Here is a 21,070-nt window from a genome sequence, read left to right as displayed (position 1 = left end):
TCCGAATATTGATTATATCACAATCATCCACAGCTTGTCATCTGAAAAATCTTTATTCTACCACAAGCGCGTGTTTTCTTTCATTGTAGAGAGGATCGAAAATGGATGCGGGTATCCAGTATTTGTACTCACTTTTCCTATCTTCCACATTGTAGGGGTCGGAGATATAGTACCGCATGGTCGACCGATCATAGCCGCAGACCAGCACCGCGTGATTGTTGCTGAGCAGGCGCTGCTGCGCTCCCTCGATATCATAGATCCGGTAATTGGGTTTCTCCCAAAACAGTGTCACATAGGCGACCACGGGGTTTCCTGCCAGCAATTCCGCCTGCAGCTCCTCCACAGAACTTCCGGAAAAATCGGAAACCTTCCCAAACCGCGACGCATATTCCGCCAGCACCGGCGGATAGATCGTGGTGCGCGTTTTCTTCTCCTTGTCGGGCTTGTATGGCGATCCCACGAATCCCTTCGCCGGGTCGCTTTCTGTCTTCGGCATTCCATCCAGAAATTCAGGAAGCGTCGTGGCGGCGGCGTACCCCTTGCCTTTCAGGCCCATGAGCAGCGATGTGGCCTCGCAGCCCACCCAGGCCTCATACGGCTCGATCTGACTGATATAAGGCACTTCGATCACATTTACATCCGGCAGGTCGACCTTCGGCGGAACGGACGCAAGTCCAGAGAGGGCAAACAGTACCGCGGAGGCTTCCCCACGGGTCACGCTGTCCTGAGGACGAAAGGTTCCGTCCGGGTAACCGTGGAAAATATTCTGTTCCGCCAAAGAGCGGATGGCCTCGGCCGCATAACTTGCCCTGATATCGGGGAAAACGGCCTCTTCCGTTGAGCCGCCGGTGGTATCAGGCTGTCCGGTCCCGCCGTTTGAAGCCGTCGGCCCTGTCATACCCGGCCCCGTGACCGCTGAACCCGTGACTGCTGAGCCTGTGATCGCTGAACCCGTGGCCGCTGGCCCTGTGCCGGCGATCCCCGATCCCGTCACCGCCGGTCCTGTGACCGCAGCCCCGGCCGCCGGATCCGCGGATTTTCCATCGGGCATTTCCGATCCTGTGATCCCTGCCTCCGTGGACGGCACGGACTCTCCCGCCGTCTGCTCCAGGAAAAACTGGGTCTGGTAGATCATAGAGGCGAAAGCCTCCCTGGACAGTGTTTCCTCCGGATGGAACGTCCCATCCGGATAGCCAGAGAAAATATGGTTCTCAGCCAGCGTTCCAATGCTCCCTGCGCTCTTTGATCCCAAAGTCACATCTGTAAACGTTACGCTTACCGCTCCCTGGGAGAGCTGCTGCGGACGGCTGTATCTGAGAAAAGCGGCAAGCAGATCCGCCGCCTCGCCGCGGGTGGCGGGCCGGTCCGGCTTAAAACGCCCATCCTCATTTTCGATGATGCCAGCTTCCATCAGAGAATTGACCGCAGTCCCCGCCCAGTGAAACTGCAGGTCTCTGGGAAAAGGTCCTTTCTCTTCTCCAGCAGTTTTTTCGTCAGACAACAGGTCTTCTTCTATTTGGGACGATACGATCTGCGGCTCGTCCCCCTCCGCAAAAACAGGCGCTGCCGACGCAAAACAAAGCGCAGCGGCGCATAAGATCACCAATGGTCTTTGATAGGATCCCTTCATCTTGCTTCTCACTTTTTCTGTCATTGTTCCAACTCTTGCTTGTACCTTTCAACTCATAACCAACTGCATACCGCGATGCCGCGCGCTTTTCACTATTTCATCGACAGAAGCTGATCACGTCCGGATCGCGGATAACATAATACTCATTTCCGTTATTTACAGCACGAAATCATAGGGATTGACGTTCACCTGGGACTGCAGGATCTCCACCGCTCCCCCTGAACGATTTCTCAGTTTCTTCGCCATGTTCTCGGTGAAAATAAACTCTGTGCCGAAATGACCGGCGTCGATCATGCACATTCCCTGTTCTTTTGCTGCCTGGGCCTCGTGGTGTTTTACATCGCCGCTGATAAACACGTCACAGCCGGCAGCCGCGGCGGCATAGGCAAACTCTCCTCCGGCGCCGGTGCACAGCCCCACCTTTTTGATCACTCTGTCAGGATCTCCGGACACCTTGATCCCTCCCGGATGTTCCAGCACATCGTCCAGATAGATGGCAAAATCGGCCAGACGCATGGGCGTATCAAGATACCCCTGGGTGGCCATGCTCTGGGCCTTGTAGACCTGGCCGGGGATCGCCAGACGGGAAATGCGGTGAAGCTGAAGTCTGGTGGCCAGGTCGTCGTTGTTTCCTCCCCGCGTGGAATCAAAGCAAGTGTGGGAGGAATAAACGGATATTCCAGTAAAAATCAGGTCCAGCAGATTGCTTCCGGTCACATCGTTCTTGTCGATCTTCCGCAGTCCGTGAAAGATGAGCGGATGATGCGTCACGATAAAATCTACATCCTCAGAGATCGCTTCTTCAACCACCTCCTTGGTGATCTCCAGGCAGACCAGGATCCGGTTCACTTCCATCCGGCCCATGTCGATCTGAATTCCGGAATTGTCCCACTCTTCCTGATCGGAAAGAGGCGCTATTTCGTCCAGAATTCTTATCAGTTCTTTCGTTTCGATGCTCATACTGTCTCCCTCGCTTTCTTCAGCAGTCCGTTTAAAGCTTCCAGCCGTTCTTCCGCCAGCCTGATCCTCCCATGATCCGCCTTGCCTGATCCTGCTTCAATGTTTTTTATGATCTCATGCTCTGTTTTGATCTTCTTTTCAATAAAAGGAATCAACAGCGTATCCCTCTTCCTGAAAAGCAGCGGGCTGATCTCATAATCCAGACCGCCGGCTGCTTCCTGTCCTGCTTCCCTTTGTTCTTCTGCACCCGGCGCCGCCGTGATGATCTCACAGATATAACGTCCTTCCCTCACCAGAGATTCGTTTCGGATCTGCCATCCGTTGCCGCAAAGCCACCGCCGCAGCCGTTCCGGCGCGTTCCGGGGCTGAAGCACCAGCTTTGCAAAACTCTTCGATTTAGGCAGATCCGCCCCCAGGATCTCCGCCATGAGCAATCCGCCCATCCCGGCGATGATCACCGTATCCACTTCCGCCGGTTCAAGGGGACCCAGACCGTCCCCCAGCCGAAGATCGGTGAGACCGAAGGCCCCGTACGCCTCGATATTCTGTTTCGCCTTCAGCAGCGGTCCTTCATTGATATCACAGAGGATCACCTTTGCAGCTATATGATTTTCATACAGAAAAATAGGCAGCAGACCGTGATCTGTGCCTATATCTGCGACTGTTTCACCTGCTTGTACCTCGTCTGCCAGTCTCTGCAGCCGGTCAGATAGTTTCACCATTTCCGCTGTTTACTCCAGATAATCCTTCAGTTTCTTGCTTCTGCTGGGATGGCGCAGTTTCCTCAGCGCCTTGGCTTCGATCTGACGGATCCGCTCTCTGGTGACATCGAATTTCCGCCCTACCTCTTCCAGCGTCCTGGCGCGGCCGTCATCCAGCCCAAAACGCAGCTTCAGAACATTCTGCTCCCGTTCCGTAAGCGTGTCCAAAACCTCCACAAGCTGTTCTTTCAGCATGGAAAACGCCGCCGCTTCCGCAGGAGCGGGAACGTCGTCGTCGGGAATAAAATCGCCCAGATGGCTGTCTTCCTCCTCGCCGATAGGAGTTTCAAGAGATACCGGCTCCTGGGCGATCTTCAGGATCTCCCTCACCTTTTCCTCGGAAATATCCATCTCTTTGGCGATCTCCTCCGGAGACGGTTCTCTCCCGTATTCCTGGAGCAGCTGTCTGGAGATACGGATCAGCTTGTTTATGGTCTCCACCATGTGCACGGGAATACGGATCGTTCTCGCCTGATCTGCGATGGAGCGGGTGATCGCCTGCCTGATCCACCAGGTGGCATAGGTACTGAATTTATAGCCCTTCCTCCAGTCAAACTTGTCCACGGCCTTGATCAGACCCAGATTGCCCTCCTGAATGAGGTCGAGAAACAACATTCCTCTGCCCACGTATCGTTTGGCGATGCTGACTACCAGACGAAGATTGGCCTCGCACAGCCGTTTCTTCGCTTCCTCGTCGCCCTGCTCCATTTTTCTGGCAAGTTCGATTTCTTCCTCCGCGCTGAGCAGCGGGACCTTTCCGATCTCCTTCAGATACATACGCACGGGATCATCAACGGCCACCCCTTTGGGCAGCGAGGATTCAATGTCAACTTCTCCGTTTTCCGCTACCAGCTCCAGCTCCGGGTCTTCTTCCTGTTCCAGCGCGATGATGTCAAAATCATCCGGCTCTGTCTCGGATACGATCTCGATCCCCATGGAGGCCAGCGAATCGTATAGATCGTCCATCTGATTTTTGTCCAGTTCCACATCTCCCAGCTGATCGGAGATCTCCTGGAACGTGATGGAACCCTTCCTCTTCGCCTTCTCGATCACGTTGTTGACGTACTCGAACTTTTTATCATCGTTGTTTTCTTCAAATCCCATTTGATGTCACTCCCTACCTTTTCATTTCGCGTTGTATATCCATCAATTCTCTCGTCAATGCCTCGATCACTTCCGATTCCACATTTTCATCGGCCAGAGAAAGTATCTGCAGTATTTCTTTTTCCCGTTTCTTCCTCGCGCGGTCGCGGATACGCGCCGCGCAATCCGCAAAGACCGCCTCGTCCACATCCGCCAGCTGTATGTTTTCCATGATGTAGGCCAGCATACTGTTCTCTTCGTCCTCCAGCCCGTCCCGCAGTCTGTCCAGATCGATCTCGGAATCCTCGTCGTACAGCCCCAGGATCCCGTCGTAGATCCGTCTGCAGCTCTCGTCGCTGAAGGCGTTTTCGATGGATCTGATCCGCGGAATATAAGAACTTTTGAACAGCATCAGACGGATCAGGTTCATCTCCAGATTCAATACCCGTCTGTCGTGCTTCTGTTTGGGTTCCTCCGGCTCGCCGGCCCGCGCAGGAACCTCTCTCTTTTTTTCGGGCTCTTCCCGGAAACCTCCGACCTCCCGCCGGATCGCTCCCTCGGAGATCCCCGTCTCCCTGGCGATCTGCCCGACGTACACATCCGCTTCCACCGGGCTCAGCTCCCGCAGCACTCTGGCCGCTTCCTGAAGAAAGGCGATCCTTCCCTCGGTGCTCTCCAGATCGAACTTTCTGCGGAGAATATCTATCTTATAATCGGCAAAGGGCTTGGCCTGCTTCGTCAGCGCCAAAAAAGCCTCTTTTCCGTTTTTCTTTACGAACTCGTCCGGGTCTTTGCCGTCGGTGACGTGCAGCACCTTTACCCGGCAGCCCGCAGCTCTGAGAATATCCAGGCCGCGAAGTGCCGCAGCCTGACCCGCCGCATCGGCGTCGTAGGACAACACGATATTTTCTGTATAGCGCTTCAGCAAGGCGGCCTGATTTTCCGTCAGGGCCGTTCCCAGAGAGGCGGACACATTTTTGACCCCGCTCTTGTAGAGAGAGATCACATCCATGTAACCTTCTACCAGAATTGCACAGTTCTCTTTATTTATATCCTGTCTTGTCAGATTTAATCCATAGAGGTTATTTTTCTTCAAAAAAACCTCTGATTCCGGTGAATTCAGGTATTTGGGCGTTCCGTCGCCGATGGCCCGGCCGCCGAATCCGATGACCTTTCCACGGGTATTGACGATGGGGAACATGACCCTGTTTCTGAATTTATCGAAGTATTTTCCCTTTGACTCGGACACCAGCCCCAGCTCCAGCAGAAGCTTTACATCCACGCCCAGTTTCATAAAATAGCGATAGAGCGTATCCCAGCCCCCATCGGCGTAGCCGATGCCGAATTTCTGCAGCGTGGCCGGATCCATCCCTCTGCGCTTCATATATGCGTAGCCTGGATTTGCCTGGGTGGTAAAAGCCCTGTAAAAGAAGTTTGCCGCCTGGCGGTTGATCTCATAATACAAGTCTCTCTTGCCGTCCCCCGGCCGTGTGGATCTTTTGACTTCAATGCCGTACTCTCCCGCCAGCTTTTCGATCGCTTCCTGAAAGTCAAGGCTGTAGTAGCGCTTTATAAACTCGATGACGTCGCCGGTGGCTCCGCATCCGAAGCACGTGAATATCTGCTTCGTTTCAGAGACAACAAAAGAAGGTGTCTTTTCATTGTGAAAGGGACAGACTCCTTTGTAATTGCTTCCGGCTTTCTTCAGTACAACGTTTCGGCCAATTACATCGACAATGTTACACCTACTTTTGATTTCTTCTACTATGGATTCGTTTTTCCCGACTCCCACGTTCTGCATACCCCCTAGATTCCCTTCCCCTGACAAGCGGACCCTCCGGGAGCGAACCGCTGTCCCGGAGAGCGGTATGCGCTCTTGTTAAGAGAAGGTACGCTTCTTTATTCGACAAAACATGGGCAGTTCCTTTTTTTTTACGAAAAAAATTCCTTCTTTCTGCTTAAGGCCGGCGAAAACATTGCGCGCGCCCTATCTCCACCCTTTGGGAACAAAAATTTCACTGAACATGCTGACTGCATATCGGTCGGTCATCCCCGCGATGTGGTCCTTTACCACTTCGTCCAGCCCGCATTCGCCGATCATCACCCGGCGTTCTTCCGGCAGCCGGTCGGGATTGGCGCGGAAGTAGTCGTAGAGGAAAAAGATCATATTCCGTATCTTATCCAACTCCTCATCTTTCTTCACCACTTTGCTGTAATAAACGCGTTCAAACATAAACCCGCGCAGCCGTTCCATGGCCTCCAGCGCGTCGCTGCTCATAGCGATCCGATCTCTTCCGTCGCTCTGTTCGATCATATCCATGACCAGCTTATTGATCCGCTCCCCATGGGTGGCGCCCAGATACTCGATGCAGTCCCGCGGCAGCTCCTTTTCCGATATGATGCCGCCGCGGATGGCATCGTCGATATCGTGATTGATATAAGCGATACGGTCGCTGGTTTTCACTACCTGGCCTTCCAGCGTGAAAGGGATCGCGGGACCGGTGTGATTGAGAATACCGTCCCGCACTTCCCGAGTGAGATTCATACTGCGTCCTCTGCTGTTTTTCTCCAGGCAGTCCACCACTCTCAGACTCTGTTCATTGTGCCGGAAACCGCCCGGGTGCCTCTCGCTGAGAAAGTTTTCACCGTTGTGACCGAAGGGCGTATGCCCCAGATCGTGGCCCATGGCGATGGCTTCCGTCAGATCCTCGTTCAGCGCCAATCCTCTGGCGATGGTCCTGGCGATCTGGGAAACCTCCAGGGTATGCGTCAGACGGGTCCGGAAGTGATCTCCCTCCGGCGCCAGAAAAACCTGCGTTTTGTGCATCAGTCTCCGAAGAGACTTGGAGTGAACGATCCTGTCCCGGTCCCGCTGAAAATCGGTACGCAGATCGCACTGCGGCTCCGGAATCACACGTCCCCTTGACTGTGCCGCTTTGGCGGCGTAAGGTGATAAGATCTGAAATTCCCGTTCTTCTAGCTGTGTTCTCAGAATCATCTTTCCGTCCTCCTGATGATTCATTTTATCAAATGGCCAGACCTTTTGCAATTTGTTTTCCAAGTTCCTGATCCGCTTGAAGAAAATGCCGTATCAATTCTCTCTGCAGATCGTCCCGCAGAAACATCATACTGTCGATCACGTTATCCTCCAGACGGCGCCGGGCTTCCTCGCCCAGGCCTCTGTAATAGGCCCCGGCCTGAAGATAGTGTGTCTCGCCTGTGTTTTTGCCCGCAGACCTCTTTTTCACCCCGGCGTCCCTGCCGGTCCCGTCATCAGTCTCGTCGTCTTCGTCCCACTGCGCCGGAACGCTGCGGCTCCTGTTGACCGGAAGCGATTCATAATCCGGTCCAAGCCTGTGCCGCTGCCCGTCCTCCATGGCGAGAGCCATGACAGCAAGCAGCGGATCCCCTGAAAATTCAATACCCTTCACCAGATTTCCCGGATTGAAGGCCGCCTTCTCCACTTCGTTTAAATAATCATTTACAGGATCTGTTAAGCTCATTTTTCCAATACGGACAGGCGGGATCAGTTGGGCCGGCCAGATCTTTGACGCGTCGGTCAGGCAGAATGGCAAGTCACAAGCGCTCTCCTCCGGAACCATCTGAACAAAAAGCTCGTATTCCGCCGGCGTTCCCTCTTTCAGCGTTTCATAGAGATCTCTGGACGCGGCGTCACTGTCGAATCCGGCCAGGAATTCTGCTTCCTGACGTGTGACCGTCCGCTCACCCGCCATGGGACGCCAGCTGCAGCGAACCAGACGGCGCTTTCCGTCCCTTCCCTTCCAGCGATATGTATTGACGCCGTATCCGGGCATGTGACGGTAGCTTTTAATGGTCCCGCCGTCTCCGAAGAGGTGCAGCAGCATGAGAATGCTTTCCGGATTTGAGGCGGCGAAAGCCCAAAACCTCTCCGGGCATCTGAGATTGCTCTCCCGATCACGCTTCACCGCCTCGGCCAGCTTCGGCAGCTTTGCAGGTTCTCCGATGCAGAACACCGGCAGATTCAGGGACAGGAGATCGTAATTTCCCTCTTCTGTATAAAATCGAACTGCAAACCCTCTCACATCCCTGCCCGTTTCGCCCCCCTGTTCCAACGCTTTGGAAAAACGCACAAAGACAGGAGTCTCTTTTTCCGGGTCAGAGAGAAAATCCGCAGAAGTCCAGTCTCTCAGAGACATGTACGGCTGAAAAGTTCCGCGGGCGCCCGCGCCCTTTGCAAAAGCAAAGCGCCGGGTGACGGTTTCTCCGTTTATTGCTGCCAGTTTTTTTAACAGTCTTCGCTCTTTCAATGCTTCAATCATATTTCTTTTACCCCCGCTTTCGATGCCCGCGGTCTGCTGTCGCGTCTCGGACGAAGACCGCGGGTACTTTCAGTATATGCGGGAGGGCATGATTTCGGGATTGGCGGAACCCCTTCGCGTATTGAGCCGAAAAAAAAGGACAGCGAAAAATTCACTGTCCCATTTCATTTTCTTTTTCTCTCGATGGATCTTACTTTCCGGTGTGACCGAAGCCGCCGGTCCCGCGATCGGTCTCCTCCAACTCTTCCGCAGCCTCCCAGTGGACTCTCTCATATGATGCGATCACCATCTGGGCGATGCGGTCTCCATTTTGGATCACAAAGGGTTCTCCGCCCCAGTTGATCAGCGGTACCTTGATCTCGCCGCGGTAATCGCTGTCGATGGTACCCACTCCGTTTACCAGACCGATCCCGTATTTGATCGCCAGTCCGCTTCTGGCGCGCACCTGTGCCTCAAACCCCTGAGGAAGCTGGATAAAAAGACCGGTAGGCACCAGCATCCGCTCTCCGGGCTTCAGAACCGCCTCTCCGTCCAACACGGCGCGCAGATCCATTCCCGCGGATCCGGCAGTCTCATAGGCCGGCAGATCGCCGCTCATTGTTCTGATTTTAATCTTCATACGATCCCTCCCAATCAGCAGTTTTTCAGAATGCTGTCCAGTTCAAGTCCATCGCGCGCCACGACTACGCCGCAGTATTTTGTGATGTCCGTGATGAGCTCCGCGGCGCGGCCGATCTCGTCCATCGTCACCCGATCCACATTAGCGATGACCTCTTCCGGCGGTTTTACCCGGCCCAGCAGCAAAATGTTCTTTCCGTTAGAAAACATCCGGCTGTTCACGTTCTCCTGTCCGAAGATATAGTTGCTCTTGATCTGCTCCTTGGCCATGTCCAATTCTTCATCGGTGACACCATCCGCCGCAAGCCGGCGCAGCTCCTCCGCGATCCCGCGGACCGCGTCCTCCGTCTTGTTGCTGGCAACGCCTGCGTAGATGCTGTACATACCGTGCTTCACGTAAGAGGACGAAGAAGAATACACCGAATAGGCAAGTCCCTTCTGCTCGCGGATATTCTGGAAGAGCCTGGAACTCATGCTGCCTCCCATAATATTGTTCAGAAGCGCCAGCGCATAGTACAGCTCATGATCCATGGGAACTCCCCGCACGCCAAGACAGATATGCGCCTGCTCCACGTCTTTGATCCTCACCAGCCGTGAAGGTGCGAAAGAATGTTCCGTCTCCTGTTTTTCCTCCTTGTCCGGAGCAAGACCCGCCAGCTTTCCTTCAAAATACTCACACATGCGTTCCGGATCAAAACTTCCCGCCAGAGATACCACGATGTTGTCCCTGGTGTACTCCCTATTCCTGTAATCCAGAATGTCGCTGCGGCTGATCCCCAGAAGCGACTCTCTCGTACCGATGATCGGACGTTCCAGCGGCGTCCCCCGATATACGTTCTCCGACAGAAGGTCCTGTGCGAATTCGTCAGGCGTATCTTCTATCATCTTCATCTCCTCCAGAATGACGCTTTTTTCTTTCTGCATCTCTTCCGGGTCAAAACGGGAATTCAAAAACATGTCCGCCAGAATATCGCAGGCCTTTTCCAGGTTGCTGCCCAGCGTTTTAATATAGTAACAGGTAGCTTCTTTTCCCGTGAAGGCGTTGATATTGCCTCCGATCTTGTCCACATCTTCCGCGATCTGCCGGGCGCTGCGCAGGTCGGTCCCTTTAAACAGCATATGTTCGATGAAATGAGAAATACCTGAAATACGTTCCGTCTCATCCACGGAACCGGCCCGCACCCAGACGCCGACTGCAGCGGACTGTACATATGGGATCTCTTCCATTACCATGCGGATACCGCAGTTCAATCTTTTATTGATCAGCATTTGACATACCACTTTCTTCCTTTGTTTTATCGGTCACCTGTACGCCGCAGGCAAGGCAGCCTGTGCCGCACAAATAACAGTATAGCATAAAACCTCAGTTATTTCCCACTTAATTTTCGGCCGCGGCAAATGTGGCAGGCTGCTGCATCTGCAAATGGCTGGACCGGAAGAATAAAGACAGCTAGCCAAATAAAAACCCCATGTATCGCAAGTACATGGGGTTTTGTGTTATGATGGACATAACTGCTTTCTTGGCTAGCTTCATTTTATTCCAGCTTATCTGTTTTGTCAAGTACCTTGTTTTACTCTTTTGTGCAATTTGATCCTTATTTATCCAGTTCCGCTGATCCTCAGGATCCGATCCACGCCGGAATGTGGAAGAACTCCCAGAGCACTGAGATCACTTCAAAGCCGGTTAGTCCTGCCGCAGCTATGAGAAGCAGCAGAAGGAGAACTCTTCCGGCCTTTTTCTTTTTCCTGATCATAAAAAGCTTCCTTCCTAATTTATTCACCCTTTACGAGGAGCTGATACAGGCGGTATTCTCCACAACAAAAGACGCCTCGGAACATCATATGGCCCGGGGCGTCTTCCTATTCTTATAAATTCTCTGACAGGGGATCCGGCAGATTACTCCGCCTTTACCACAGGAATGTCTTCCAGTCCTTTTCTCGTCAGGTTGATGCGGTTCTGGTTATCGATCTCGGAGACCTTGACCGTGACCTTGTCTCCGATATTCATGACGTCCTCAACCTTCTCCACTCTGTGCTTTTCCATTTTGGAAATGTGCAGCAATCCTTCCTTGCCGGGAAGGACCTCGATAAAGGCTCCGAAATTCATGATCCTCATTACTTTTCCTTCGTAGGTCTCGCCGATCTCCACATCCTTGACCAGCAGTTCCACTTCTTTTACCGCTGCGTCGGCTGCTTCCATATCGGGAGCGGCAATGTAGATGAGACCTTCATCGTTGATGTCGATCTTTACGCCGGTATCTGCGATGATGCGATTGATGGTCTTGCCTCCCGGTCCGATGACTGTTCTGATCTTGTCCGGATCGATCTGCATGGAGATGATCCTCGGAGCGTAGGGCGACAGCTCTTTTCTGGGCTCCGGAATCTCTTCCAGCATCTGATTCATGATGTGCATTCTGCCTTCCTTCGCCTGCTTCAGCGCATCCTGCAGAACCTGTCTGGACAGGCCGTGTACTTTGATATCCATCTGAATAGCGGTAACGCCCTTTGCGGTGCCGGCTACCTTAAAGTCCATGTCTCCCAGAAAATCTTCCATGCCCTGAATATCGGAAAGGATGGCCATCTTGCTGCTGCCGTCCTCCTCCACTCTCTCGATCAGACCCATGGCAATACCGGCCACGGGAGCCTTGATGGGTACGCCGGCGTCCATGAGAGCCATGCAGCTTCCGCAGACGGAAGCCTGGGACGTACTGCCGTTGGAGGACAGGATATCCGACACCACGCGGATGGCATAAGGGAATTCTTCCTCAGTGGGCAGCACAGGCAGCAGCGCGCGCTCTGCCAGGGCTCCGTGACCGATCTCGCGGCGGCCGGGGCTTCTCATGGGACGGGCTTCGCCCACGCTGTACGGCGGGAAGTTGTAGTGATGCATGTAACGCTTCTGTACTTCATCTCCGATGCCGTCGATGGTCTGCGCATCGCCCATGGGTCCCAGGGTGCAGACGGACATGGCCTGAGTCTGCCCTCTCTTGAACAGCGCAGAACCGTGAGTTCTGGGCAGAAGACCCGTCTCACACCAGATCGGACGGATCTCGTCGAGCTTTCTGTTGTCGGGACGAACACCCTCGTCCAGGATCATCCGTCTCACCTGTTCTTTGGTTATATTGTAGAGCACGGCGTCCACATCTTTAGGATTCTCCGGATAGATCTCCGCGAAATGCTCCTTCGTTTCCGTCTCCACCGCGTCCATTTTGTCCAGACGCTCCTGCTTGTCGTAGGTCTGGATCGCCACTCTCATTTTCGCTTCCGCGTATTCTCTCACCGCCTGGTCGATATCGGCGGGCGCAGTGTGGATCTCCACTTCACGCTTGGGTTTGCCTACCTCGGCGACGATCTCCTCAATAAAGGCTACCAGCTTCTTGATCTCCTCGTGTCCGAACATGATCGCTTCCAAAATGACGTCCTCCGGAACCTCCTGCGCTCCGGCTTCCACCATCATGACCGCTTCTTTCGTACCGGAAACCACCAGATGCAGATCGCTGACCTCTCTCTCCGCCTGCGTGGGATTGATGACGAACTTGCCGTCCACTCTCCCGATCAGCAGAGAAGCTGTGGGCCCGTCCCAGGGAATGTCCGAAATGGACAGCGCCACAGAGGAACCGATCATGGCTACGATCTCAGGCGGGCAGTCCGAATCCACGCACATTACGGTTGCTACCACCTGCACGTCATTGTAGAATCCCTTGGGAAACAGCGGACGCATGGGTCTGTCCATCAGTCTGCAGTTTAAGATCGCCTTCTCGGAGGGACGGCCCTCTCTCTTGATGAATCCGCCGGGGATCTTGCCGGCGGCGTACATTCTTTCTTCGTATTCGCAGGACAGCGGGAAAAAGTCGATGTCCTGTCTGGGCTGTGCAGAGCAGCAGGCCGTCACGTTGACCACGGTGTCGCCGTAGCGCATCATCACCTGTCCGCTGGCCATCTCGCAGACCTTTCCGATCTCCAGCTGAAGGAGTCTGCCCCCCAGCGCGTACTTAAATGTTCTGTAGTCTTCAAATCTCATGTTTAACCTTACCTTTCGTAATCAGGTCCGGCTTGACAAGTTAACCTACCCACCATACTTGCAATGGCGATAAGTTAAGTTCTCAAGCCTGACCCGCACCCGATTGATGTTATTTAAGCGGGAAATAATTAATATTTCCTATGAAAAAATAAGGCGAGGATGTCCCCGCCTTTTTTCTTAACCTATTTTCTCAGACCAAGACGAGCGATCACAGCTCTGTAACGTTCCAGATCTTTTGCCTTTAAGTAGTTGAGAAGGTTTCTTCTCTGACCTACCATCTTCAGAAGGCCTCTTCTGGAATGGTGGTCCTTCTTGTGCACCTTCAGATGCTCGTTCAGATCGTTGATCCTGTAGGTCAGAACAGCGACCTGTACTTCCGGCGAACCGGTATCTCCCTCGTGAGTCTTGTACTCTTCAATGATTTGAGCTTTTGCTTCTTTCGTGATCATTTTTATCTCCTTTTCTTCATTCACCTTCAGCCATGTAACGCGTCGGAGAGTCGCAGAACAGAGCCGCAGGTACTCTTGCCAGCAATGCTAACGATTTATATTACCATATTCCATACAATTTTGTAAAGCCTTTTTTATATTCTCTCTTCTCTGCTGATGAAACTCTCTGGCGGTATTGCAGTCTTTGCCGATCTGGACCGACAGCGCGTCCACGCTGTCGAACTTATACTCGTCCCGGATCTTCTTCACAAATTCCACGCGGATCTCCTCGCCGTATATTTCCTCGTCAAAATCAAAGATGTGCGTCTCTATGTTTTTTTTATACTTGCCGATGGTGGGCTTATTGCCCACGTTGGTCACGCTCTCATACCGGATGCCGTCGTACATGCAGTACGTGATGTATACGCCGTTGGACGGCGATACCATCGTCTCATCGATCGTGCAGTTCAGCGTGGGAAAACCGATGGTCCTGCCGATCTTGTTCCCCACCACCACCCGCCCGCCGATGGAATAGTACCGGCCCAGGTATTTAGGACAGGCTTCCACTTCGCCCACCGCGATGAGATTGCGGATCAGCGTGCTGCTGACCACGTTGCCGTCGATGGTGAAGGGCGCCAGCACAGTCAGTCCGTATCCCAGCCGCCTGGCGTTGGCGCGCAGAAATTCCGGATTTCCCTCCGCCTTATAGCCGAAGTGAAAATTGAAACCGCAGAATGCTTCTTTCATGCGGAACCGGCCGATCAGCAGCTTCTCCAGAAAATCTATGGGGGGCAGGGTCATGATCTCCTCTGTAAAGTCCAGCGAAAAGAGATAGTCCACACCCAGCAGCTCCAGGATCGCCGCTTTCTCGTCGGGGTATAAAATATTTTTGATCAGCGACTTGCCTGACAATACGTTTTTCGGATGATTCGTAAAGGTAAAAACGGCGCTTTTGAGCCCTTTCTCCCTGGCGCAGCTGCCCGCATGCCGGATCAGTTCCTGATGACCGCGGTGAATGCCGTCAAAATTTCCCAGAGCCACCGAAGTGGGATCTATATTTTCGATTTCCGAGAGACTTCTGAATACTTTCATCTGTTAAACACCTTATCGCAGTTATATTTTTTCTGCTCCTCATTCCAGACAGCCGTTCCCATGAAATTGAGATCGGCCCCGTATACAAGATAACAGTCCGCCAGCTTGCCCATACCGCCAATATGCGACGCTCTCTTCTGAAAGCCGTGTTCGTCCCGTTTCAATTCTTCTGAAAACGGAAGCTTGTCCACCGCAGCGTCGGCTGCAGTCAGATAACCGCCGTTGGAAAACCAGGCTTCACGGCCTCTTCGAAGCACCAGCCTTCCCAGCGAAGGCAAATAGAAATCAATGTCCTTTACATAATCCCATATTTGGTCGCCCTTATCCGCAAGCTCTTCCAGTGTGACCGAATTTTCTAATGCGGCCGCGCCGCTGGCCGTGCGCAGCAGAAAACTCATAGCCGCGCCGCAGCCCAGGTACTCACCCACCTCCTGGCACAGACTTCTCACATACGTTCCCTTTGAACAGGATACGTCAAAACAGACCCGTCCTGTCGTCAGATCCATATCGACGATCTCCAGATCAGTGATGGCAACGGGCCGCCGGCTGATCTCTACGGTCTGACCTTTGCGGGCATACTCGTATAATCGTTTTCCGTTTACCTTCAGCGCCGAATACTGGGGCGGAAGCTGCATGATATTTCCGCGCAGCGGCTCAAAAGATGAGAGTACATCCCGCTCCGAGATGCCCTTCAGCCGATCTCGTCTGTCCACAGTGACGGCGCCCCAGATATCCAGCGTGTCCGTACTGATCCCCAGCATCAATTCGCAGCGATACTTTTTCTCATCCAGATCCAGATATTCGGCCGCCCGCGCAGCGGTGCCGATACCTAATGTGAGGACCCCTGCGGCCATGGGATCCAGCGTGCCCGTATGTCCGATGCGCTTAACGCCTGTGAGCCGCCGCAGAAAAGACACCGCATTGTGGGAGGTCATTCCCGCCGGCTTGAGCACATTGATCATTCCTTCGCGCACTGGCTACACTCCTTCTCCAGTTCCTCTTCCACCGCATCTATGATCTGCCTGCACGCCTCTTCCATGGGCAGCCGTATGGTACAGCCCGCCGCTTTTTTATGGCCGCCTCCCCCAAACTTCTGAGAGATCACCGCCACATCCCCGCGGCTTTTGGCCCGCATGCTGACTTTGATCACATTTTCATCCTCCTCTTTGAGAAGAACGGAGATCTCGATTCCCCTTATGCTTCTGAGTTTCTCAACGATACCTTCCGACTCCGACATATCCGCGCCTGTGTTTTGCAGCATTTCCCGGGTGACGCAGGCCAGGTTGGCCTGGCCGCCGGCAAAGGTACGCATGCCCGACAGGGCTTCCGCGTGAAGCGTCAGCTGTTCTCCCCTCATGCTGTCATAGATCTCATTGCACACGCGGCAGCTGTCCAGCCCGCTGTCAAATAAAGCCGCTGTGATCAGATGACTGCGTCTGGTGGTATTGGAATACCGGAATCCCCCGGTATCCGTCTCTATGGCGGCGTAGAGCGCGTCCGCCATAAAGGGTGTGATCTCCGCGGACATTTGGACGAGCAGTTCATAGATCAGCTCTCCGGTGGCCGCCGCCTCCGGATCGATGTAATTCATATCTCCGAAGGAGCCGGTCGTAACGTGATGATCGATGCAGATCTTGCAGTCTGCCGAGAAAAACACATCCCTCCGTTTTTCGAAACGGTCTACATCGCTGCAGTCTACCGACACACAGACATCCGGCTTACCTACCGCCGAACAGTCCGTCGTGCAGTAATCTCCCATGAGAAAGCGCAGATTCTCCGCGATCTCATCCTCCAACAGCACATAAGCCTGTCGTCTTTTCTCCCGCAGCGCCGCACAGAGCGACACAGCGGAGCCGAGGGCGTCGCCGTCGGCCCGCACGTGGGGAAACAACAGGATCCGTTCCGCCGAGAGGAGCCGGGCGGCGATCTCCGCCAGGGTGTTATTTTTCATAATTTGCTCCTGTTTACTCTTTTGTATCCTCTGATTCATCTTCTGCAGCAGTTTTGTCTTGTTCACTTTTGATGTCCAGCTTGCTGAGCACGTCTTCCATATGCCTGCCGTATTCCATGGAAGTATCCATCTTGAATAACAGGTCCGGCACATGGCGCAGCTTCACCTGCCTGCCGATCTCGCTGCGGATCACCCCTTTGGCGCTCTTGAAAGCCGCCAGAATTCCATCCTTTTCTTCCTGCGTGAGCTCTCCGCCGGGAGTCAGTCCCAGCGCGGTCACATACAGCGTAGCATAGCTGCTGTCATCTGTGACCTCGACGGCGGAAATGCTCACCATTCCCTTAAAACGGGGATCTTTCAGCTCCCGAAGCAGCATGTCGCTGACGATCCTGCGGATCTCTTCGCCCAGTCTGCCCGGTCTGTATCCTTTTCCCATTTACGCCTCCGTTATTTCCGTTCGATCTCCTCCATCTTGAAGGCTTCGACGATATCGCCTTCCTTGACGTCGTTGTAGTTCTCAATGCCGATTCCGCACTCGTATCCGGAATTGACTTCTTTCGCGTCGTCTTTGAAACGCTTCAGCGAAGAGATCTTTCCTTCGTGTATTACAATACCGTCGCGGACCAGACGGACCTGCGCGTTTCTCTGTACCTTGCCTTCCAGTACATAAGCTCCGCCCACGGTTCCCACGCCGGGGACCTTAAATGTGGTCCTGATCTCCAGTTTGCCCATGACGACTTCTTTAAATACGGGGTCGAGCATACCCTTCATGGCTGCCTCGATATCCTCGATGGCCTCGTAGATGATGCGGTAGGTCCTGATCTCCACACCTTCTCTGTCTGCCATGGTCGTGACGGCCGTGCTGGGCCGCACGTTGAAAGCGATGATGATGGCGTTGGATGTGTTGGCCAGCATGACGTCGGATTCTGTGATGGCGCCTACACCGGAGTGGATCACTCTCACCTTTACATTTTCATTTTTCAACTTCTCCAGAGAAGTGGTCAGCGCGCCTACGGAGCCCTGAACGTCGGCCTTGATGATCAGGTTCAGCTCTTTTACCTCGCCCTCTTCGATCTGGCTGAAGAGCTGTTCCAGCGTAACGCTGGAATTCTTCTTCATCACTTCTTCTCTCAGCTTTGTTTTCCTGTTTTCTGCGATCTCTCTGGCCACTTTGTCCTCGCGCACAGCGTTGAACTGGTCGCCGGCTTCCGGAACCTCCGTGAGACCCAGGATCTCCACCGCCGTGGCCGGTCCGGCCTTGCGGATGGCATCCCCCTTATAGTTGGTCATGGCACGGATCCTGCCGCTGCTCGTTCCGGCGACTACGGACATGCCTGCCTGAAGGGTGCCGTTGAGCACCAGAAGGGTGGCCACAGGTCCCTTTGCCTTATCCAGCCTGGCTTCGATGACAGTTCCTATAGCCAGACGATTGGGGTTCGCTTTCAGCTCCAGCACCTCAGCCTGCAGAAGGATCATCTCAAGGAGATTTACGATGCCTTCGCCGCTCTTTGCGGAAACCGGAACAGCGATGGTATCTCCGCCCCAATCTTCCACGACGATGCCGTGTTCTGTGAGGTCCTGCTTGACGCGATCGGGGTTTGCTCCCGGTTTATCCATTTTATTGATAGCCACGATGATGGGAACGCCTGCAGCCTTGGCGTGACTGATGGATTCCACCGTCTGCGGCTTCACGCTGTCGTCAGCGGCAACTACCAGTACGGCGATGTCCGTGGCGTGAGCGCCTCTGGCACGCATAGCGGTAAACGCTTCGTGTCCCGGCGTATCCAGGAAAACGATCTTCTGTCCGTTGAGAACGACTTCAGACGCGCCGATATGCTGGGTGATCCCGCCGGCTTCTCTGTCCGTCACGTTGGTCTTGCGGATAGCGTCCAAAAGGGACGTCTTGCCGTGGTCGACGTGTCCCATTACCGTTATGATCGGCGGTCTGGGCTTCAGGTCGGATTCCTTGTCTTCAAAGAGCTCCAGTCCTTCCTCCACGATCTCTTCTTCCACTTTATCCACGACTATATTGACGCCCAGCTCCTCGCCAAGAAGCACCGCCGTCTCTTCGTCCAGATTCTGGTTGATATTGGCCATGATCCCCAGACGCATGAGCGCCATGATGATCTGAGAGGTCGTCTTCTCAATTTGTTCGGACAAGCCCTTCACAGTGATCGGAACAGTGATAATTTTCGTCCCTGAGGGCAGCGCTTCCAGCTCAATATTATTTTCCTGCACTTGGTCTACCTTTTCTCTATTCTTTCTGTGTTTCTTCGGAGCGGCCTTGGACAGATCCATGGGTCTGGAATACTGTTTATCCCGCTTATCCCGATCCTTCTTCTCATTCTGTTTTTTATGACTGGTCGGTTTGCTGATCCCATCGACCACCGGCGCCGGTTTGGAGAAGTCTTTCTTCTGCGCTCCGTCCTTTCTCGGGCCGCTGTACTGACCGCCGTCCCTTCTCGGACCGCCGCTCTGGGCCCCGTCTCTTCTCGGGCCGCTGCTCTGGGCTCCGTCTCTTCTCGGACCGCCGTTCTGGGCTCCGTCTCTTCTCGGACCGCCGTTCTGGGCTCCGTCTCTTCTCGGACCGCTGCTCTGGGCTCCGTCTCTTCTCGGGCCGCTGCTCTGGGCTCCGTCTCTTCTCGGACCGCCGTTCTGGGCTCCGTCTCTCCTCGGGCCGCCGCTCTGGGCTCCGTCTCTTCTCGGGCCGCTGCTCTGGGCTCCGTCTCTCCTCGGGCCGCCGCTTTGGGCTCCGTCTCTTCTCGGACCGCCGCTCTGGGCCCCGTCTCTTCTCGGTGCACTGCTCTGATTCTGGCCCTGCGGCGCGTAGCCGCTGTCTCTGCGCGGCGTCTGATCGTTTCTCTGCACTCCTGCATTGCTCTGGACTGCCTGTGCCGTCTGACCAGCAGGCGTCTTGCCGTCCCCATTTGCTGTCTCTGTTTCTCTTTTCACCGTCGCCTCGCTCTCCGGCTTTTCCGGCCGCTCCGCGGCCTGTGCCGCCGCGGGAGCCGCTTTCTCTGCAGCCGGCGTCTCTGCCGTTCTCACAGCCGCCGCTGCCGCCGTCTCCTTCAGTTCCGCGGGCGCCGCCTGCGGTCTGGCGTTTTCCTGCTCCGGCGCCTGAGGGGCGGCCGTGTGTGCGGCCGTCTCATTTATAGCAGAAGTTTCCTCGTCCTGAACGGGTTTCGTCTGCGGCACGGCGTTCTTTGGCATAGGCCGGCCCTGAGGCAGGATCTTGCCGTTAGGAGCCATCACCGTCTTCGGCATGGGCTTGCCCTGAGGCGGCGTGCGGTAAGGACGGTCCGCGTCTCTGGCCGCCGCGTGCTGCGACTGCGATTTCGGCGCGTGCGCCTTTTCCTGGGCCTCGATCACCGACCTGGCTGCCGGTTTGATGGTCACTTTCACTTCGCCTTCTTCTTTTTTTTCCGTTTTCTTCGCCGCCACTTTCACGATCTTCGTCTCCGAACGTTTTTTGCTGTTCAGAACTGTATTTCTGACCGCGACGACGTCTATATCCTCCAGTACGCTTGCTCCGCTCTCCGCACTGATCCCCATTCCTTTGATCCGGTCCAGCAGATCGTTGTCGGATACCTTGAGTTCTCTGGCTAAATCTTTTACTTTCATTGACATATAAGAACACCTCTCCTTCTTATTCCATAGCGTCTATCTCCTTTTGTATAACAGCTGCGAACTGGGCGTCGGTCACGCCGTAGACTCCCTTATCCTGTTCTCCGGTGGATGCCGACAGTTCCTCCTTCACTCCGTAGATCCGGAAAGGTACTCCTGCAGCCTCTGTTAGATTCTGAAACTTCTTCTTTGTATTATCAGCCGTATCCTCCGCCACGATCAGCAGCCGGATCCGGCGTTTCTGCAATCCGTATATGCAGGTATTGTACCCTGTTACCAGATTCCGGGATTTCTTCGCAAATCCCAGATAGCTATGAATCTTGTTTTTCATATTGGACCAACTCCCCGAAGACCCGGTCAAGCTCTTCTTCGCTGAATGACATCTCCAGGCTTCTTCCGATGGCTTTTCGCTTTCTTGCCAGCGCAAAACAACTGCTGCTGGGACACAGATACACGCCTCGTCCATTGGCTTTTCCCGTAGGATCCACGTGGAGCGAGCCCCCCTCGTCCGCCACCAGGCGGATCAATTCCTTTTTCGGCTTGGACTCCATGCAGCCGACGCACCGCCGCATGGGCACTTTTCTGACTTTCATGACGGCGC

The 21,070-nt window shown here is 54.3% G+C and carries 19 protein-coding genes; all 19 read right to left on the bottom strand.

Translation table 11 applies throughout. The annotated features are described in order from the left end of the window. Window positions 1-52: 52 nt before the first annotated feature. The 19 genes from E0E37_RS14090 to rnpM all read right to left on the bottom strand — a co-directional run bounded on the left by E0E37_RS14090 (window position 53) and on the right by rnpM (window position 21,062). Window positions 53-1,654: an S-layer homology domain-containing protein gene (locus E0E37_RS14090; protein WP_130863638.1), complete on the bottom strand. Its 1,602-nt coding sequence runs from the start codon at window positions 1,652-1,654 to the stop codon at window positions 53-55. A gap of 132 nt (window positions 1,655-1,786) precedes the next feature. Continuing rightward, entirely contained in the window at window positions 1,787-2,590 is an 804-nt protein-coding gene (locus E0E37_RS14085) for a Nif3-like dinuclear metal center hexameric protein (protein ID WP_130863637.1), read from the bottom strand. Beyond that, window positions 2,587-3,312 carry a tRNA (adenine(22)-N(1))-methyltransferase gene (locus E0E37_RS14080; protein ID WP_130863636.1) on the bottom strand — a complete coding sequence of 242 codons (726 nt, stop codon included), beginning with the start codon at window positions 3,310-3,312 and terminating at the stop codon, window positions 2,587-2,589. Before E0E37_RS14080 ends, E0E37_RS14085 begins: the two co-directional genes overlap by 4 nt. Before the next feature lie 9 nt (window positions 3,313-3,321). Continuing rightward, window positions 3,322-4,455, bottom strand: a complete 1,134-nt coding sequence (rpoD, locus tag E0E37_RS14075) for an RNA polymerase sigma factor RpoD (protein ID WP_130863635.1) — start codon at window positions 4,453-4,455, stop codon at window positions 3,322-3,324. A gap of 13 nt (window positions 4,456-4,468) precedes the next feature. Then, window positions 4,469-6,226: a DNA primase gene (dnaG, locus tag E0E37_RS14070; protein ID WP_165445370.1), complete on the bottom strand. Its 1,758-nt coding sequence runs from the start codon at window positions 6,224-6,226 to the stop codon at window positions 4,469-4,471. A gap of 195 nt (window positions 6,227-6,421) precedes the next feature. Next, on the bottom strand, window positions 6,422-7,432 hold the full coding sequence (locus tag E0E37_RS14065; protein ID WP_130863633.1) for a deoxyguanosinetriphosphate triphosphohydrolase: 1,011 nt from the start codon (window positions 7,430-7,432) through the stop codon (window positions 6,422-6,424). Between the two features lie 28 nt (window positions 7,433-7,460). After that, complete coding sequence (locus tag E0E37_RS14060) at window positions 7,461-8,735, bottom strand: catalase (protein ID WP_130863632.1); 1,275 nt, start codon at window positions 8,733-8,735, stop codon at window positions 7,461-7,463. 190 nt (window positions 8,736-8,925) lie between these two features. After that, on the bottom strand, window positions 8,926-9,354 hold the full coding sequence (gene dut, locus E0E37_RS14055) for a dUTP diphosphatase (protein ID WP_130863631.1): 429 nt from the start codon (window positions 9,352-9,354) through the stop codon (window positions 8,926-8,928). A gap of 14 nt (window positions 9,355-9,368) precedes the next feature. Continuing rightward, window positions 9,369-10,622 carry a M16 family metallopeptidase gene (locus E0E37_RS14050; RefSeq protein ID WP_130863630.1) on the bottom strand — a complete coding sequence of 418 codons (1,254 nt, stop codon included), beginning with the start codon at window positions 10,620-10,622 and terminating at the stop codon, window positions 9,369-9,371. Window positions 10,623-10,972: 350 nt separating this feature from the next. Further along, complete coding sequence (locus E0E37_RS19025) at window positions 10,973-11,107, bottom strand: hypothetical protein (RefSeq protein ID WP_281275531.1); 135 nt, start codon at window positions 11,105-11,107, stop codon at window positions 10,973-10,975. Between the two features lie 143 nt (window positions 11,108-11,250). Next, window positions 11,251-13,374 carry a polyribonucleotide nucleotidyltransferase gene (locus E0E37_RS14045; protein WP_130863629.1) on the bottom strand — a complete coding sequence of 708 codons (2,124 nt, stop codon included), beginning with the start codon at window positions 13,372-13,374 and terminating at the stop codon, window positions 11,251-11,253. A gap of 182 nt (window positions 13,375-13,556) precedes the next feature. Then, entirely contained in the window at window positions 13,557-13,823 is a 267-nt protein-coding gene (rpsO, locus tag E0E37_RS14040) for a 30S ribosomal protein S15 (RefSeq protein ID WP_130863628.1), read from the bottom strand. Window positions 13,824-13,910: 87 nt separating this feature from the next. Continuing rightward, window positions 13,911-14,894, bottom strand: coding sequence for a bifunctional riboflavin kinase/FAD synthetase (locus E0E37_RS14035; RefSeq protein ID WP_130863627.1), 984 nt, complete (start codon window positions 14,892-14,894; stop codon window positions 13,911-13,913). Next, on the bottom strand, window positions 14,891-15,868 hold the full coding sequence (gene truB / locus E0E37_RS14030; RefSeq protein WP_130863626.1) for a tRNA pseudouridine(55) synthase TruB: 978 nt from the start codon (window positions 15,866-15,868) through the stop codon (window positions 14,891-14,893). The genes E0E37_RS14035 and truB overlap by 4 nt, the downstream gene beginning before the upstream one ends. Further along, complete coding sequence (locus tag E0E37_RS14025) at window positions 15,853-16,845, bottom strand: DHH family phosphoesterase (RefSeq protein ID WP_154937493.1); 993 nt, start codon at window positions 16,843-16,845, stop codon at window positions 15,853-15,855. The genes truB and E0E37_RS14025 overlap by 16 nt, the downstream gene beginning before the upstream one ends. Before the next feature lie 13 nt (window positions 16,846-16,858). Then, the gene (gene rbfA / locus E0E37_RS14020) at window positions 16,859-17,281 is read right to left on the bottom strand and encodes a 30S ribosome-binding factor RbfA (RefSeq protein WP_130863624.1); all 423 of its coding nucleotides are present in this window, start codon (window positions 17,279-17,281) and stop codon (window positions 16,859-16,861) included. Window positions 17,282-17,292: 11 nt separating this feature from the next. Then, complete coding sequence (gene infB / locus E0E37_RS19310; RefSeq protein WP_246019739.1) at window positions 17,293-20,472, bottom strand: translation initiation factor IF-2; 3,180 nt, start codon at window positions 20,470-20,472, stop codon at window positions 17,293-17,295. Window positions 20,473-20,491: 19 nt separating this feature from the next. Beyond that, entirely contained in the window at window positions 20,492-20,800 is a 309-nt protein-coding gene (locus E0E37_RS14010; RefSeq protein ID WP_165445369.1) for a L7Ae/L30e/S12e/Gadd45 family ribosomal protein, read from the bottom strand. Then, window positions 20,781-21,062, bottom strand: a complete 282-nt coding sequence (rnpM, locus tag E0E37_RS14005) for an RNase P modulator RnpM (RefSeq protein ID WP_130863622.1) — start codon at window positions 21,060-21,062, stop codon at window positions 20,781-20,783. Before rnpM ends, E0E37_RS14010 begins: the two co-directional genes overlap by 20 nt. Window positions 21,063-21,070 lie beyond the last annotated feature (8 nt).

The organism is Bacilliculturomica massiliensis (genome assembly GCF_900605495.1).
Lineage (GTDB): Bacteria > Bacillota > Clostridia > Peptostreptococcales > Anaerovoracaceae > Bacilliculturomica > Bacilliculturomica massiliensis.
This window is presented reverse-complemented; position numbering and strand designations above follow the sequence as displayed.